At 36.0% G+C, this 17,604-nt stretch carries 16 protein-coding genes; 8 read left to right on the top strand and 8 right to left on the bottom strand.

The features are described from left to right. Positions 1-3: 3 nt before the first annotated feature. Complete coding sequence (locus ABYT26_RS13620; protein WP_372754806.1) at positions 4-1,074, top strand: endonuclease/exonuclease/phosphatase family protein; 1,071 nt, start codon at positions 4-6, stop codon at positions 1,072-1,074. On the opposite strand, the gene ABYT26_RS13615 is transcribed toward ABYT26_RS13620, so the two are convergent. From ABYT26_RS13615 to dnaE, 4 genes are all read right to left on the bottom strand, one after another. Then, a complete protein-coding gene (locus tag ABYT26_RS13615; RefSeq protein ID WP_372754804.1) occupies positions 1,075-1,800 on the bottom strand; it encodes a toxin-antitoxin system YwqK family antitoxin in 726 nt (241 codons plus the stop codon). 176 nt (positions 1,801-1,976) lie between these two features. Beyond that, positions 1,977-2,897 (bottom strand): DUF58 domain-containing protein, encoded by a 921-nt coding sequence (locus ABYT26_RS13610; RefSeq protein WP_372754802.1) that lies wholly within the window; start codon positions 2,895-2,897, stop codon positions 1,977-1,979. 80 nt (positions 2,898-2,977) lie between these two features. After that, on the bottom strand, positions 2,978-3,295 hold the full coding sequence (gene trxA / locus ABYT26_RS13605) for a thioredoxin (RefSeq protein ID WP_372754800.1): 318 nt from the start codon (positions 3,293-3,295) through the stop codon (positions 2,978-2,980). A 49-nt stretch (positions 3,296-3,344) separates the two neighbouring features. Beyond that, on the bottom strand, positions 3,345-7,721 hold the full coding sequence (gene dnaE / locus ABYT26_RS13600; RefSeq protein WP_372754798.1) for a DNA polymerase III subunit alpha: 4,377 nt from the start codon (positions 7,719-7,721) through the stop codon (positions 3,345-3,347). A 301-nt stretch (positions 7,722-8,022) separates the two neighbouring features. On the opposite strand from dnaE, the gene ABYT26_RS13595 reads away from it, so the two are divergent. Continuing rightward, positions 8,023-8,565: a 30S ribosomal protein S16 gene (locus tag ABYT26_RS13595; protein ID WP_372754796.1), complete on the top strand. Its 543-nt coding sequence runs from the start codon at positions 8,023-8,025 to the stop codon at positions 8,563-8,565. Positions 8,566-8,575: 10 nt separating this feature from the next. Further along, the gene (gene rimM, locus ABYT26_RS13590; protein ID WP_372754794.1) at positions 8,576-9,118 is read left to right on the top strand and encodes a ribosome maturation factor RimM; all 543 of its coding nucleotides are present in this window, start codon (positions 8,576-8,578) and stop codon (positions 9,116-9,118) included. A 56-nt stretch (positions 9,119-9,174) separates the two neighbouring features. On the opposite strand, the gene ABYT26_RS13585 is transcribed toward rimM, so the two are convergent. The 3 genes from ABYT26_RS13585 to ABYT26_RS13575 form a co-directional block, all read right to left on the bottom strand. After that, on the bottom strand, positions 9,175-9,594 hold the full coding sequence (locus tag ABYT26_RS13585; RefSeq protein WP_372754792.1) for an acyl-CoA thioesterase: 420 nt from the start codon (positions 9,592-9,594) through the stop codon (positions 9,175-9,177). Positions 9,595-9,612: 18 nt separating this feature from the next. Continuing rightward, positions 9,613-10,176 (bottom strand): L-threonylcarbamoyladenylate synthase, encoded by a 564-nt coding sequence (locus ABYT26_RS13580; RefSeq protein WP_372754790.1) that lies wholly within the window; start codon positions 10,174-10,176, stop codon positions 9,613-9,615. Positions 10,177-10,293: 117 nt separating this feature from the next. Next, positions 10,294-11,112, bottom strand: a complete 819-nt coding sequence (locus ABYT26_RS13575; RefSeq protein WP_372754788.1) for a 2,3,4,5-tetrahydropyridine-2,6-dicarboxylate N-succinyltransferase — start codon at positions 11,110-11,112, stop codon at positions 10,294-10,296. 193 nt (positions 11,113-11,305) lie between these two features. On the opposite strand from ABYT26_RS13575, the gene ABYT26_RS13570 reads away from it, so the two are divergent. From ABYT26_RS13570 to ABYT26_RS13550, 5 genes are all read left to right on the top strand, one after another. Next, positions 11,306-12,049 (top strand): uracil-DNA glycosylase, encoded by a 744-nt coding sequence (locus tag ABYT26_RS13570; protein WP_372754786.1) that lies wholly within the window; start codon positions 11,306-11,308, stop codon positions 12,047-12,049. Positions 12,050-12,159: 110 nt separating this feature from the next. Beyond that, positions 12,160-13,017, top strand: coding sequence for a carboxypeptidase-like regulatory domain-containing protein (locus ABYT26_RS13565; protein WP_372754784.1), 858 nt, complete (start codon positions 12,160-12,162; stop codon positions 13,015-13,017). 190 nt (positions 13,018-13,207) lie between these two features. Further along, positions 13,208-14,044 carry a carboxypeptidase-like regulatory domain-containing protein gene (locus ABYT26_RS13560; protein WP_372754782.1) on the top strand — a complete coding sequence of 279 codons (837 nt, stop codon included), beginning with the start codon at positions 13,208-13,210 and terminating at the stop codon, positions 14,042-14,044. A 222-nt stretch (positions 14,045-14,266) separates the two neighbouring features. Next, positions 14,267-15,118 carry a carboxypeptidase-like regulatory domain-containing protein gene (locus ABYT26_RS13555; protein ID WP_372754780.1) on the top strand — a complete coding sequence of 284 codons (852 nt, stop codon included), beginning with the start codon at positions 14,267-14,269 and terminating at the stop codon, positions 15,116-15,118. Between the two features lie 9 nt (positions 15,119-15,127). Then, positions 15,128-15,955: a carboxypeptidase-like regulatory domain-containing protein gene (locus ABYT26_RS13550; RefSeq protein ID WP_372754778.1), complete on the top strand. Its 828-nt coding sequence runs from the start codon at positions 15,128-15,130 to the stop codon at positions 15,953-15,955. Here ABYT26_RS13550 and cls read toward each other — a convergent pair. Continuing rightward, on the bottom strand, positions 15,939-17,411 hold the full coding sequence (gene cls / locus ABYT26_RS13545; protein ID WP_372754776.1) for a cardiolipin synthase: 1,473 nt from the start codon (positions 17,409-17,411) through the stop codon (positions 15,939-15,941). The two genes, ABYT26_RS13550 and cls, sit on opposite strands and share 17 nt — an antisense overlap. Positions 17,412-17,604: the final 193 nt, after the last annotated feature.

Below are 17,604 nucleotides of genomic sequence, written 5' to 3'. Positions count from 1 at the left end.
AGTTTGAAGAATTTTCTGCACAAATCCCTAGTCGTATTTAGCTTGATATTTTCAGGCTCGCTTCTATTTTCCTATTTGGCCGCCCATATTAACCCAAGTAATTTTTGGCTGCCAGCCTTTTGGGGATTGGCTTATCCATACATACTTGCTGTTAATATATTATTTGTAGTGTATTGGATTTTTAGAAAAAGATGGAGTTTTCTACTGCCGCTTATCGCCATAGTAATTGGTTATCAATCCTTATCGAATTTTATTCAATTTTCCTCTACCAAAGATCCATTGGAAAAGGAAAATACAATTGGTGTACTCAGTTATAATGTTAGATCCTTTGATCATTACCAATGGACTAAAGATGTAAATACGCCAAAACACATTGTTCAACTGGCTAAAAATTCTAAATCGGAAATTATTTGTTTTCAGGAATTTAGAACTACTTCATCTGGATTACTCTCTACCTATAATCTAAAAAAGGAATTAAATACTAAATATTCCTTTCGGAGCAAGCATGAAAATGGAAATGCTATATTTTCTCGCTATCCGATTACACATCATGGAGAGATTGAGTTTGATAAAGGCAATTTGTGTTCTGCAATTTTTACAGACATTCAAATAGGAAAAAAAATGCTTAGAGTGTACAATCTTCACCTGGAATCGAATCGCTTTGTAGGTAAAAATTATCAATTCATTAATAAAAAGAAATTCAAGGGCGACGAGCAGGAGTTAGATGAGATCAAAGACATTTCGTTTCGCTTGCGTTACGCATTTATCCGCAGAGCAAAACAAGCGCAAATTATTCGTGCTCACATTGATAAATCGCCTTATCCTACAATTGTTTGTGGGGATTTTAACGATACACCACAATCTTTTACTTATGCTTACTTACTAGACGATTTTAAGGATTGTTTTAAAGAACAGGGAATTGGTATCAGCACTACCTATGTGGGCGATTTCCCTTCCTTCAGAATAGATTACATTCTGCACGATGAAAAGATAGAATGTCTTAAATACAATCGAATCAAAAAACGACACTCGGATCATTATCCCATATATTCAGTACTCTCATTTACCGAATAGCTAATGATTCAGAATCACCTGATACTTTCTCTGCGAAACATAAATATTATAATCCTGAGTTTGATACTTAGCCACAATATTAAGTGTAGTATCCAGAACAAGTCCATGAGTGTAAGGAATTTCAATTCGAACCGATCCGCTTTTGGAATAATGAGCTTCAACCCGAAAGGGAATGTATTGATCATCCATTAAATCAGTCAAATAAAAAATCACATTCTTAGAATAATTACTAAGAGAAAGCATCAAAACAATAAAATCATCCTTTATAAATTTCTGTACTTCTATATTTGGATATAGGATTCGCAAGCTACCATCTCGCTTGTACTCTTGTAAGCCAATTCCTGCTTGTCCCTGTCGATAGGGCGTTTCTGCCCAAAGCTTGCCATTGGGATAGTATTTTAACTGAACACCGTCCTTCTCACCTTTGTGATAAGGAGTTAAACTGTACAATTTTCCGTTTTTATAAAATTTTTTAGCAAAACCATGCTTTTCATCATCCACGTACATAATCTCATCGCTTAATTCGCCTGAGGAATAGTAAATTTTGCAAACTCCATTTTTCACACCATTTTGGAAAGTAACTTCGCTTGATAATCGATTCGATTCATCGTACTGTTTATGAACTCCATCAGTACGTTCCGTTTCCTCATAACCTGTCAACTGCTCACTTTTTGGTTCACAAGCAAACAGAAAAATTAACAGTAAAAGAAAGCTCGAAATTTTCATTTTCTATCACCTAGCTTAGTATCAACAATAGATGTAAGCAGCCTAAAAAAGGATACGACATACTATAAAAATAACCTAAAGCCATCGAAGATGAAAATTATTTGTCGACTAATAAGCAGTTTCAAATAAAAAGAAAGTGGACTTTTCAGTCTACACAAGGATTTGGGAGGAATGATTTACATCATTTTTTTTCGCTTCAACAAATAAGCTTGAAGAACCGAATGAAACTCTTCACGAATATCAGCCTCGAAGTAATCAATGGATAACTGTCCGCATAATAATTTCAATTCGTTAAAAAAATTTTTCTGTTTTCGAATGTACTGTTCCCTAATATTCAAAGGGTTTAATTTAATACTCTCGCCACTTTCCAAATCGATAAACTCACTGGGACGATTGGCGAAATTAAATTCATTTTCGAACTCCATGTCACGAATGGAAAACAACAATACTTCGTGCTTATTAAAACGCAAATGCTGCAAAGATTCTACAATTTTCCGAGGACTTTCCCCACCCATAAAATCGGAAAATACAATCACTAAAGAACGCTTATGAAGACTTTCTGCCAAAATATGCAGAGTATCTGAAATTTTGGTTTCCCGATTTGTAGCAATTCCCTCCTGATGATAAACTTTTGTGAGGTGAGCATAAATTAACTGTGCATGAACAGAAGACAATTTAGCAGGTGTGAGAATATCAATGACATTGGAAAAAGTGCACAAACCCACTGCATCTCGCTGTTTCCGCAAAAGATGAACCAAAGCTGCAGCACAAAGCACCGAATAGCCTAATTTGGTTTGATGATTTTGCTCGTAAGGGAATAACATGGAAGAGGAGGTATCCAAAACAATATGAGCTCTTAAATTTGTCTCTTCCTCGAATTGTTTAACGAATAGCTTATCGCTACGCGCATACAATTTCCAATCGATATGTTTGGTGGATTCTCCTTTATTATAAAGTCGATGCTCGGCAAATTCAACCGAAAATCCATGGTAGGGACTTCGGTGCAAGCCAATTAAAAATCCTTCGACTATCTGTTTAGCCAATAGCTCCAGATGATCGAATTCTTCAAATTGTATGAGATCTGCAAGTTGCTTCAACCTGAATTAGTTTAAAAAATAAGAAACGAAAAAGGGCATAGAAAGAGACTCTCTATGCCCAAATATCTTGATATTAATTCTTATAGTAAAGAATCAATTTTTTCAGCCAAACTTGATTTTGGAACTGCTCCAACTTGTTTGTCAACAATTTCGCCACCTTTAAAGAAAAGGATGGTAGGAATGTTACGAATTCCATATTTTGCAGAAGTAGCAGGGCAACTATCAACATCCATTTTTGTAACAACAACTTTCCCATCATAATCAGTAGATAATTCATCTACAATTGGGCCAACCATTCTACATGGACCACACCATTCTGCCCAGAAATCAACCAATACAGGTTTATCTGATTTCAACACAACTTCCTCGAAATTAGTATCGTTTACTGCAATTGTCATGGTAATCTATTTTTAAGTTTTTTATTTTTTTATCATTAACTCGTGCAAGTTAATTAATTTTGAATTCAATATCAGAATTATTTTTGAAATATTCTATCAATTCACTAGAAAGGTTTACCCTACAAGTTCTTGAGAACATTTTTACTCTCACATTTCTCTCATCGGAAATTACAAAATTTACCTTCAAATTCCCTTTACTTTCCTCCATACAACTAGCCATTTCTGTAACTAATTCATTGGTAAGGCTACTTACCGGAATCTTAATAGTAACCTCTTTCACTCGTTTCTCCATTACCTCGGAAAGCAAGTTGATCCCTTTTATTTTGTACTCTAATTCGGTTGAATCTCTTGGCCAACTTCTGGTTTGAACTCTCCCATTTATAAATATCGATAAACCTTCGATAAAATAATTACTGTATTCTACGAAATCTTTAGCAAAGAAAGCCATTTCAAACGAACCTGTGAAATCTTCAATGTTAACAATTGCAAAAGGATTGCCATTTTTTGTTGTTCCCCGACGAATGGCAGTTACCATTCCTGCAATGTTAATATCCTTATCTTTAAAACTTGCCAACTCTGATGACAATTGTGTTAAGGTAGCATTACAAAAGGAATCAATCTCCATTCTGTAATCATCAAGTGGATGAGCTGACAGATAAATTCCGATTAATTCTTTCTCCTTATTCAAACTTTCCAGCTTGTTCCACTCAGCACATTCAGGAACTTTTGGAGGTGTTACCACATAATCGTCAACATCACCAAATAAAGTTTGTTGCGAGTTGTTCTTCTCAGCTTGCAATTTATTCCCATATCTCACCAAACATTCCATAAAGGTCACATCGTTTTCATCTGGATGAAAATACTGACTTCGTTTTAATCCGAAGCTATCGAAACCTCCCGACATAGCAAGATTTTCAAGTGTTCTCTTGTTTACCGACCGTAAGTTAACACGCTCAACAAAATCAAAAATATCTTTGAATGGGCCTTTTTTTCTTTCTTCGATAATATCATTCACCGCCTGCTCTCCTACACCTTTAACCGCTGCCATTCCAAAACGAATTGCCCCTTCTTTGTTTACGGTAAAACGCGCATAAGATTCATTCACATCGGGACCTAAAACAGGCATCTCCATACGCCTGCACTCATCCATAAAAATAGTTACTTTCGCGATATCGGATAAGTTACGACTAAGCACTGCCGCCATAAATTCAGCAGGATAATGTGCTTTGAGGAAACCCGTTTGGTAGGCAATGTAAGCGTAGCAAACCGAGTGAGACTTATTGAACGCATATTTAGCAAATGCCTCCCAATCCGACCATATTTTTTCAATCAGCTTATCAGCCTTCACATTATCATTGCCAACACCTTCCATAAACTTAGGATTGTCGTGACAACCATTGATAAACTCCACCTTAAGCTTATCCATCATGGCAATCTGCTTTTTTCCCATCGCCTTACGCAAGGTATCCGACATGCCTCGGGTAAATCCTCCTAAGGCACGAGATTGAAGCATAACTTGCTCCTGATAAACCGTAATACCATAGGTATCTTTCAGATAATCTTCCATAATTGGATGATCGTATGCAATCTCCTCCTCCCCATTCTTACGTTTAATGAAAGAAGGAATATATTCCATAGGTCCTGGTCGATACAAAGCATTCATGGCAACCAAATCTTCAAAACGATTTGGTTTTAGTGCACGAAGATGCTTTTTCATTCCTGGCGACTCAAACTGGAATATTGCAGTTGTTTCTCCATGACTAAACAGTTGAAAAGTCTCTTCGTTCTCGAGATCTACATTATTGATATCAATATCAATACCTCTGGAAAGCTTAACATTGGCCAGAACTTCTTTAATGATAGACAAGGTTTTAAGACCTAAAAAGTCCATTTTTAACAAACCAATATCTTCCACAAAACGACCATCGTATTGAGTAGTTAATAATTCCTCTCCTTTCGTTGGCATTACAGGCAAATGCTCATCCAGCGGATTCTTTCCAATGAGAATACCACAGGCGTGTACTCCTGTTTGTCTTATGGATCCCTCTAACGCTTCGGCAAATTTAATTGTTTGAGCAATAAGAGGATTGGAAGAATCTTTTTCTTCGAGCAGAGCAGGTTCTTCTTCATATGCTTTTTTAAAGCTCATTTTAGGCGCTTCGGGCACCAATTTAGTCAGACGAATAGCTTCCGATAGATCTAAACGCAATACACGTGCGACATCCTTTATGGAGCTTTTGGTAGCCATACTCCCAAAGGTACATATATGAGCTACTTTATCGTGTCCATATTTCTCGGTTACATAATCCAATACTTCTTGTCGCCCATCGTCATCAAAGTCGATATCTACATCGGGCATTGAAATACGATCGGGATTTAGAAAACGCTCAAACAGCAAATCGTATTTAATAGGATCAACATCGGTAATTCCTATGCTATAAGCCACTACGGCACCTGCCGCCGATCCACGTCCTGGGCCTACAATTACTCCATTATTTTTCGCCCAATTAATAAAATCTTGAGTGATAAGGAAATAACCAGGGAAACCCATTGTTTTAATGGTATTTAACTCAAATCTTAGGCGTTCAATTACGTGATCTTCGGGCACTTCGCCATAACGTTTTTTAGTCCCTTCGAATGCCAAATGTTCCAGGTAGTCTGACTCTAACTTAATTGAGATTACTTTATCGTAGCCCCCCAATTTTTCGTAGCGTTCTTCTTCAAACTCCTCAATAAGAGCTGACTCGTCGTATTTCTTTTTATAGTCTTCAATTGTTCCAAACTCTTCAGGAATAGTAAAAGAAGGCATAATGGGATTTGCATCCAATTCAAAAGCTTCTATTTTTTCAGCAATTTCCATCGTATTAGCAAGAGCATCAGGCACATCAGCAAAGAGCTCATTCATCTCTTCTGTTGTTTTGAACCATTCCTGCTTGGTGTATCTCATTCTTGTGGGATCATCGTAATCGCGCCCAGTATTTAAGCATACCAAAACATCATGAGCTTCGGCATCTTCGGCATTCACAAAGTGCGAATCGTTGGTAGCAATCACTTTAACACCAAGCTCAGCTCCCAATTGGCGAATGACCTTATTCACTCTCACTTGGTTTTCCCAAACATCGCTCTTCAAACGCGGATCATTGTTGGGGTGGCGCATGATCTCTAGATAATAATCCTGATCAAACACATCCTTGAACCAAAGAATTGTTTCTTTAGCCTTATTGATATTACCAGCCATAATGTGCTGGGCCACTTCCCCTCCAAGACAGGCGCTGCTAACAATAAGTCCTTCGTTATATTCTTCCAGTAAATCTTTGTCAATACGAGGTTTATAGTACATTCCATCGATGTGAGCAATGGATATTAATTTCAAGAGATTCTGATATCCTTTATAGTTTTTAGCCAGTAAAATAATGTGATAACCCGAAGCATCGGTTTTAGATTCTTTCCTCAAATGGCCACGTTTTGCCATATAAGCTTCCACACCAAGTATTGGTTTGATTCCTGCTTTACTACATGCAACATGAAACTCTTTTACACCAAACATACTGCCGTGATCGGTTATTGCTGCAGCTGCCATACCATCTTCTTTCGCTTTGGCAGCAATACTTCCTGTTCTAGCGGCTCCATCAAGAATGGAAAACTGTGTGTGAACATGTAAATGCACAAACGCTTGTGGAGAAATATTTTTTACTGCCTCTTTCCTCTTGCGCTCTTCTTCCTCAATGGAAATTTCATCAAAAGCAGTATTAACCTTAAAAGATTCGTACTTGATTCCCACCAGATCGATAGGACTTGGGTTGTTCTGAATAAAAGCCTGAATTTCTTCGTTGGACATAATCTGAAAGTCGGATGTTAATCCTTGAACTCGAATCAACTCAAGAAAACAACGAGAAGTAGCTTCCACATCGGCCGCAGCATTATGAGCTTCGGCAAAGGGAACACCAAACAACTTCATGTGAAGTTCGGTAAGCGTAGGATTTTTAAGTTGACCTTTTCGCTTTAAATCGCAATATTCCTTACTGCCAGTCATGGTATCGAGGGCAGTAGAAGCAAGCAATATCTGTTCATCCATCTCGCAACGCAAGAGTTCACAGCCTACAATATTAATATCGAAAGAAACATTGTGTCCAATAATATACTTGGATTTCTTCACATCTTCCATAAAATCAAGAAGAGCCTCTTGGAGGGAAATTCCTTTTTCCAAAGCTATTTCTGTTGAAATACCATGCACCGCCACCACATCTTCCGGAATGGTATATCCTTCTGGTGTAATCACATGATTTTTAGCGAACAAAAAATTACCTTCTATATCGTGACATTGCCAAGCTAGCTGAACCATACGTGGCCAATTGTCAAAATCACTTAATGGTGCTTTCCATTTTTTAGGTAAGCCGGTGGTCTCGGTATCAAATATTAAAAACATCTCAGTATCAGAATTATTATCGTTCCGCCTTAAAAAAAGAGGCAGTTTGTGAAGATAAGGAATTTACAAAAAGAATTTAGCAAGGCAAAATTAGCAAATATCGACGTACTATTCTTTCTAAATTAAATAGATCTGCTTACTATCTCTGAAAGCCTGAGTGCTACCTGCTTACATATATGACTGTTAGACTTTAAAATAATCTTGTAGTGCTATTTTTTATCAGAAATAAAATAGGTATCTTTGTCGCGCTTATAAATCGTGGTATGTATACCACAACTTATTCATTTTTTAAAATAAAGTTATGCCAGTAAAAATTAGACTAGCTAGACACGGTCGTAAAAGAAACGCATTCTACCACATTGTGGTAGCAGATAGCAGATCACCACGTGATGGTAAATACATTGAGCGTATTGGATCTTACAATCCAAACACCAATCCTGCTACAATTAACTTGGATTTTGACAAAGCTATCAACTGGCTTGGAAACGGTGCTCAGCCTACTGACACTGCAAGAGCAATTTTATCATACGAAGGTGTTATGATGAAAAAACACTTGCTTGAAGGTGTGAAAAAAGGTGCTTTTGATGAAGCAGCTGCTGAAGTAAAATTCGAAGCTTGGAAAAAAGAAAAAGAAGCTAAAATCAATGCTAAGAAAGATGGTCTTTCTAAAAATGCTGAAGACGCTGCAAAAGCTCGTTTAGAAGCTGAAGCTAAAATTAGCGCTGACAGAGCAGAAGCTATCGCTAAGAGAATTTCTGATGCTGAAGCTGCTGCAAAAGCTGAAGAAGAAGCAAAAAATGCTCCTGCTGAAACTGAAGAAGGTTCAGAAGAAACTGAAGCTTAATATTGATTGCATGCTTAAAATAGAAGATTGTTACTTGGTCGGAACATTTACTAAAACTCACGGAGTTAAAGGCGAACTGGTTGCGAAAAAGAATAGCGAACTTCTTGAAAAAAATAAATTGGAATCAGTTCTTGTCGATATCGACGGTGGACTGGTTCCTTTTTTTATTCCTAAAAAGGGAATTACTCCTCGAAATCATTCCTCGGTTCGTATTGTTCTTGAAGACATGAATACCGAAGCCAAAGCACAACGATTTATTGGCTGTGACATTTACATTCCCATGAAAAATGCGCCCGATTTCGATGAAGAAGTTGAAGATTTTGATCCTAATTTGTTAATCGGGTTTCTTTATATTGATGAAGAAAAAGGAAAACTGGGAGAAATCGAAGACATTCAAGATTATTCGGGAAATATAGTGCTGGTCATTAACCTTAACGATCAGGAAGTTTTGATTCCTTTTGCCGGAGATCACTTCATTGAAATAGATGAAGAAAACAAAACCATCACTATGGAAACTCCTGATGGACTAATTGATATGTATTTGGAAGAATAGTTTCTTCTACAATCCCCTTTCTACTCCAATCATGTCGAATAAATCTGATTCGATTTTTAGCCAACTACTTCACTTTCGAACTCACGAATTCTAATTTTTAAAATATCAGGCACATTTATGCTTGCTCCTAATATTTTACTATAGGCAACCATTACCTGCGATGTTTTGGTTTTGATCTCTCCAGTTTTTAGATCTACGATATTTTGATAAACTCCGACACTTTTTGTGCCCATTCGAAAGATTTTTGTGTGCACTTCAATCTTATCTGTTAAGGTGATGGGTGACAAATAATCAATTTCGAGATGAGCTACGATTAATGCAGAGTCGTTCCAGTCAATCACCTCACCATATAATTGCTGAAAGTAATCCATACGCGCCAAATCGAGGTAACTCAACTGAACACCATTATTGGCATGACCTATTAAATCGATATCACCGAAGCGAATTTGTATTTTCTTTTTATGCTTAAATTCCATTCTGTTAATTTTTAATTCCTAGGGTCTTAAGATTTGAATTTCTCCCCCTAAACCAATTTTAATGATACTAGAAGCTTTGCCTTTTTCCATATCTTCTTGCCGATATTCCACAATATAATCCACTGCCTCTTTTATCTGCTCATCAATTTCATAAAAATTAGCTGGAGAAGCTTCACCACTGCGATTAGCTGAAGTTGAAACAATCGGTTTTTTAAACCTTTGAATCAATTTTTGAGTGAACTCTTCCTCAGTAATTCGAATGCCAATAGTTCCATCCGAATTGATTAAATTCGAAGCTAAATTTTTTGCTCCCGGATAAATCAAAGTCATGGGTTGATCGTTAGTATCAATCAAATCCCAAGCAATCTCTGGAACTTCATCTATGTAGGAATTCAAGCGATTAGGATTTTCCATTAGTACCAACATGGCTTTGGAATCTTCCCTATTCTTGATTTCATAAACTCTTTTTACTGCTTCAGGATTTGTTGCATCGCAGCCAATTCCCCAAATCGTATCGGTAGGATAGAGAATCACTCCACCTGATTTTAGTACTTCAAGAGCTTTATTTATGTCGTTATTCATGTTTTTTGAGAATGAGTATATTTCTAAATTGTTGATTTTAGAGCAAAATAGTCTAGAAACAAATGAGTAACCGATGTGAATCAATTACTCATTGTTATAATTTCATTCTTATTTAAACTACACGGCAACGTTGTACTCGCGCAATGCATCGTTCAAAGAAGTTTTTAAATTGGTAGAAGCCTTCCTTTTTCCAATAATTAAAGCACAAGGAACCTGATATTCGCCTGCTGGAAATTTCTTCACTCTTGTTCCTGGAATCACCACTGAACGAGCTGGAATATGACCTGTAAATTCTACAGGCTCATCACCAGTAACATCAATAATTTTAGTAGATCCGGTCAACACAACGTTTGCTCCCAAAACCACTTCCTTTTCCAAGTGAACACCCTCTACAACAATACAACGAGAACCAATAAAACAATTGTCTTCGATGATTACTGGTGCCGCCTGAATAGGTTCCAAAACACCACCAATACCAACACCACCACTTAAGTGAACATGTTTTCCGATTTGCGCACAAGAACCTACAGTTGCCCATGTGTCTACCATAGTACCTTCTCCTACATAAGCACCAATATTTACGTAAGATGGCATCATTACCACATCTTTTGAAATAAAGGCTCCATATCTTGCCACTGCATGAGGAACAACTCGAACTCCCAATTCTGCATAGTTGGTTTTCAATGCCATTTTATCGTGAAATTCGAAGGGGCCTACTTCAATGGTCTCCATTTTTCTCATAGGGAAATAAAGGATCACCGCCTTCTTAACCCACTCATTAACCTGCCATCCGTTGGCAAGCGGTTCGGCTGTACGAAGAATTCCTTTGTCAAGAAGTTCAATAACTTCTTCTATGTTTTTTTGCACTTCAGGAGTACTCAAAAGTGAGCGATCCTCCCATGCTGCTTCTATGCTTTCTTTCAAATTTTGGTACATAATCTGTTGTATCTTATCTGTTTTGGTTAATTTAGGTAACAAAACTACTTAAAAAAGTAGTAAAGTCGAAAGGTCAAAAGACTGAATGATCAAAAAGTTGGAACATATTATCAAAACTCGATTTATTATCAGTTTCAAATCATTTAATCAGGCAATTGTCTTATTTTTGAATCACAAAAAAACAATTGTTAAAATGACTAAGTCTTTCTTTCTTTCTCAAGTGGCTATCCATAAAAGCTGGATCCCTTTTCTTTCTAATAAAATCATTAATTTGCTTAAGGATATTGAAAAAAAAATCAATATTGAATCGTCGACTCCTAGCCCTCAACTAGTCTTACGGTTTTTAGAAATGGATTTGCATCAAATTCCGGTTGTTATTTTAGGTCAAGATCCTTACCCACAAAAAGGAATTGCCACTGGTCGAGCTTTTGAGGTAAATGGTTTACATTCCTGGCACGATAAATTTCGCAATGTATCCTTAAAAAATATTCTGCGCTGCTTATACAAAGTTGAAACTTGTGAAGAACGAAAATATTCAGAAATACTCCCTCATATTAACGAAGGAGATCGACTTTGTATGAAAGGAGATTTTAGTATACTGCCTCCTAATAGATTATTTTCATATTGGGCCGAACACGAAAACGTACTTCTCTTGAATACAGCCTTTACCTGCGAAATTGGAAAACCAAATTCACATGCAAAGCTTTGGGCTCCCTTTACTCAAGAGTTACTTGCCTACATAGCAGAAACTAATCTTGAAACCATATGGTTTTTATGGGGAAATAATGCACAGAAAATAATGACTAACATAATTACAAAAAATAAAATAGAAACAACTCACCCAATGATGTGTTATCAACGGGAAAATGACATTCTATTCGGAGAAGTAAACCCCTTTGAAAAAACAAACGAAATAATTAATTGGACTGGAAAATAGGACAATACAAGCAGTTTAAAATGGGTTAAACTGTGTTAAAAATCCTAAATAAATGATTTGTCTTTGGGAAACAAATATACCTTTGCTGCATAACCAAAAATTAATACTCTGTGAACAACTTAAAAACTAAGATTTTATTATTACCACTACTTTTTTTATCAATAATAAAAATCTCAGCACAAACAGACCAAACAGACCAAACATTTATTTTATCAGGAAAAATTATTGAACCAGAATCCAAGGAAGGAGTCGCCTATGCAAACATAACCATAGAAAACTCCTACACAGGAGTGATTTGTGACAGTTTAGGATTCTTCCGTCTGCAGGTTTATCCAAAGCAAAATTTAATTATTTCGGCTCTGGGCTTTCAGGAAAAAGTTTACACGTGTAGCGAAGAAATAAGCGAAAGTGAGAAATTTGTAGAAATTCCTCTTACTCGTACTAGTTTTATGATTAAAGAGGTTAGTGTTTATCGTCCTGGAACCTGGGCACAATTTAAAGCAAATTTTGTCAGCTATAAATTTGCTCGTGATTCCAATGAGGTTATTGTAGATTTAAAACTCCCACACCAAATGCGTTCTTCCGGTACAAGTATTAACATGGGTAACGGTAATATTGGTGCTGGATTTGGCTTTAACAACAATAAGAAAAAAAGAAAAGCCTTAGAAAAGGTTTATGCAATGAGTATTTCTGAATACAAGCAGGAAATTCTAACAGGAAATTTCAATAAAGATTTGGTTAGCCAAATCACAAAAGAAACCGGAAAACGACTAGATGCATTAATGGTTTACATTAACGATCGTCAAAATTTTAGCTACCAAACCAGCTCTTATTACATTGGATGTAAGGTGGCTCAACTTCATGAGAAGTTTTTAGTTGAATATCCTCTCGATTACGATTTTAAATATTTCAGCTATACTGATAGCATTGGAACAAGCATATCCTTAATGCCCGACAGTATTAAATAAGTCCATTAGAGATTCACCCATAGAAAGTGTTCTCCTTTTTTGGCATTTAACCCCCTTATATAGATACTCCTTTTCTGATCACAAACAGTTTCTGAGATCAATATCGGTTAAAGTCTGTTAAAAATTGTTAGCTTCGACAATCAAATTTAATTTGATCTGTATCTTTAGCTCCGAACCAGTAAATACAACTTTGAAAACTAAATTCTTCCTCTTTTTCATTTTCTTCTTTCTTCTTTGCGAAGCTTTTGCACAGGAAAAAAAAGACAGCACTTTCATTGTATCCGGAAAAGTGATCAGCAAAAACTCCTTGGAAGGTATTTCCTTTGCCAACGTACATCTTTTTCAAACCTCCTGGGGAATTAGTTGTGATAGCTTAGGATTTTTTCATTTACGTGTTCATCCCAACCAGAAGTTAAGAATATCTGCTCTTGGTTTCAAAGAACAAGTTGTAAGCGTGAATTCACCCAATGGTGATAATGAGGTTTTTCAGGAAATACAATTAGAAAAAGAAAGTATTCTTATTGATGAGGTTAGTATTTACTCTTTAGGAAGTTATTCCGATTTTAAAAAAGGCTTTATTAAAAAAGAGGTATCCGAGGAAGAAGACCTAAGTTCCTCTTTCGATTTTGGAAATTTAAAACAGGATCAAAAGGAAGCCATTGCAGCAAAACGAGATGGAGTCGGCGTTGATTTAACGGGTGGAATTAACAAGTTAAAATCCATTGGTGCTAAACGCAAAGAAAGAAAAACACCAATAGAAGTCACAGATTGGCAACTAAGCATTCTTCAGGAAAAATTCAACAAGCAAATAATTGCTGATATAACAAAGGAAAGCGGCCCCCGACTGGATGATATCATGGAATACATTAACAACAAGGAACAATTTACCTACAAAACTACAGAATTAAGCATTATCGAAAAAATTCAAGTTAGGTATAAGGAATTCCTTCAGGAAGAACCTCAAGAAAAAAAAGACACAACTGAAAATGAGTTTGTAGGGCCTATAATCAACAATCTTCGTCCTTAGATAAAGGCAATCAACAAAGAACAAATATTTTACCCTTGTTTTTATGGTTTAAATTTTCACATTCCCCAAAAGGGTAATTATCCCATGAATATTTATATTGAAAGGATATAAATTAACATAAATTACTTGAATCACAAATAGATCTTACTACCTTAGATTATACAATAAGAAACTCAATTCAAAACGTTTACAAGACTAAAATAGAGTAAATTCGTTATAATAATGTATGCATCTAAAGCCCTTATTTCACTCCTTTTTCTTCTATATTCTACCTCATTAACGATTGCCAACGATACTGATCAAAAACTCAACATTAGCATATCTGGAACAATTCTCCAATCAAAAAACCATACTCCTATTCCTTTGGCAACTATCAGTATAAATAGAACAAGACAAGGAACAATTTGCGACAGCCTGGGTGTTTTTCACCTGCAAATTCAACAAGGTGATACGCTTCGAATTAGCGCTTTGGGTTTTCAAGGAATCGATTGGGAAATTCCTTTTATTTTTAATACTGAGTTCCCCCCTGTTTTTCAAATTAAGCTGGAAGACACATCCTATTTACTAGATGAGGTGGATATTTACGCATTGGGAATCTGGGATGAATTTAAGGAAGAATTTATTCATATAAAAGTCCCTAAAAAAGACACGCTTAGCACAAAATTCACCCTATCTAAAGTAGAAATACAAAATATCAAAGATAAAATTACTATTAATACTCCACCAAACTTATTAGGAGGCCTTATGTATTATGCTTCCAAACTCATTGTAAAAAAGAAAGCTCCACAAATTGTAATCTCCAAAGAAATTCAAGAATTGCATAAGCAAATTCTATCTAAAAAATACAACAAGAAGTTGATTGCAGAATTAACGCACGAAAAAGGCGTCAAACTTGATGAACTCACCGCATTTATTAATAGCCAAACAAATTTTACTTTTGAAAGTAATGAGTTTTCTATTCAAACGAAAATAATAGAACTTTACGAAGAATTTAAACAAAATCCAGAAATAATAAATAAACAAAGATTTAAGATTGACACGTCGAAAAAAATCATCAATCGCTTGCGCCTTTAAAACAAAAAAATGAATCTTGTAAAAATATTCTTCTTACTATTTTTTCTTCTTGCTATCGAACTGCATTCAAATGCAGAAAGAGTAAGTCAAGATTCTATTGTTAGTATCTCTGGACAGGTTATTCAATCGAAAAGTCTGGCTCCTATCCCTTTAGCCACTATTAGTATAAAAAGGACAAGACAGGGAACCATTTGCGATAGTTTAGGTGTTTTTCACCTGCAAATTCAACAAGGAGATACGCTTCGAATTAGTGCTTTGGGCTTTCAAGGACTCAATTGGGGAATTCCCTTCATTTTTAATACCGAGTTTCCACCATTCTTTCAAATTAAATTAGAAGACACATCCTATTTACTAGATGAAGTGGATATATACGCATTGGGAACTTGGGATGAATTTAAAGAGGCTTTTATCAACTCAAAAGTGGAAGAAAAAGATGCAATTAATAAAACAATTACCGAACAATTAGCTCCTTACAACACCAAAGAACCCAATATTGTTCCTGCCCAATACCGAGCTAAAAGTGAGAAAATGGGAGTTGTAGACGCTATTTTTAGACCAACAGATTTCCTATACAGTAAGTTGAGTAATTCGGAAAAATCGAAAAAGAAAATCTCAAAATTAATTCGAAACGAAAGCAACACAAAAAAAATTAATTCGAAATACAATGCCGATATTGTTTCGGATGCCACCGGTTTAGAAGGAGATGAGTTAGAAAAATTTATGGAATATGCTGGTCCTCACATGAAAGTAAATTCCAATTCATCGGAATACCAAGTAATGAAACAAATTCTTTTCTTATTTGAAAAATACCAGAAAGAAACTACAGCAAAGGAGTAAACACACGCGCTAATGACTCCTTGATTTTTTGCGTTTTCGATCTTTCCTGCCAATGGGACAGATTCAGCTCTTCGCTATCTTCCAAATCAGCAAGAAAACGGGCTCTCAATTCCAAAGTAGTCTCCTCATCGTAAATTAAAGCATTCACCTCAAAATTTTGCTCAAAACTTCGCACATCCATATTGGCAGTTCCCACTGTCGACATAATTCCATCTACCATCATAATTTTACTGTGATTAAATCCACCTTTGTAGAAATACATCTTCACTCCTGCCTCCAACAATTCCTCCACATACGAAAGAGTTCCCCAATAAGTCATGAAAGAATCCGATTTATAAGGAATTAAAATACGAACATCCACACCACTCATGGCCGCAGTCTTTAAAGCCATCAGAATGCTTCCGTTGGGCATAAAGTAGGGTGACGAAATGTACACATTGTTTTTTGCAGAAGTAATAGCCAAAAAGTAAGCTTGCATAATACTTGCCCAGTCGGAATCGGCTCCCGAGGCGGTTACTTGCAACAAACATTTTTGCTTCACTTTTTTGTAAGGAAGGTATTTTCCATCGAGCAAAACTTCCTGACGCACAAAATACCAATCGATGAGGAAAACAATTTGCAAACTAGAAGCGGCTTCGCCTGCAATTTTTAAATGAGTATCGCGCCAAGCTCCTATTTCGGGAATTCCATACAAATACCTATCAGCAAAATTCAATCCTCCCAAAAATGCTGTTTGCCCATCAATAACAATTATTTTTCGATGATTTCGATAATTCACCCGACTGGTTAATATAGGAAAACGAACAGGCAAAAAAGCATAAATCTGCACACCAGCCTCTTTAAGATCTTCCACATATTTTTTACTTAACTTCCAACTTCCAACATCATCGTAAATCACCCTCACTTCAACTCCTTCGCGAGCTTTATTCATTAATAGGGATAGCAATTCCGACGCCAATTCGCCATCTTCAATAATGTAATACTCCAAATGAATGTGATCCTTAGCCTTTTTCAAAGCCTTAAAAATAGATGGAAATGTTTCCTTTCCATCATTCAATATTTTTACCCGATTGTACCCAGTAAGTAAAGCTTTCGAATTGTTCAGCAGTAGAGTCATCAAATTCTTTTTCTCCTGAATTCGTTCATCTTTAAGCCAACGGTTTTTGTACAAATTCAGTTTCTGATCCTGACTCATCACCTGCAGCCACTTCATGTCGCCCAATTCTTTCAGACTAAACATCTTCTGCTTTCGAAAACTCTGACCAAAAACCAGATAGGTAATCAGGCCAAAAACAGGCAGTGTTATCAGCACTAAAATCCAGGAAATGGTTTTAAGGGGACTGCGATTTTCCAGAATCACAATAATTACCGTAGAAGTAATGGTAATGACATACAGAATAGCCAATACCTTAAAAAGGTGTACCCAAAATTCCGACCAATTAATTGATAGTAGCATATGCAATTGTGTACTTCAGAAGATTTGTATCTTTGCCTTAAATCAAAAATAGCATGAATCAAACAAATACCATACAATCTACAATAAAATACATAAAAAAAGAACTCGAACAGATTTATCCTTCGCGCGAAAGCGATAATATTGTTTACCTTCTTCTCGAACACGTTTTGAACTATTCGCGAACTCAAATTCA

Source organism: Labilibaculum sp., from assembly GCF_041595635.1.
In the GTDB taxonomy this organism is placed as follows: domain Bacteria; phylum Bacteroidota; class Bacteroidia; order Bacteroidales; family Marinifilaceae; genus Labilibaculum.
The sequence above is the reverse complement of the archived record's forward strand: the minus strand, read 5'-3'. Positions and strand labels throughout refer to the sequence as shown.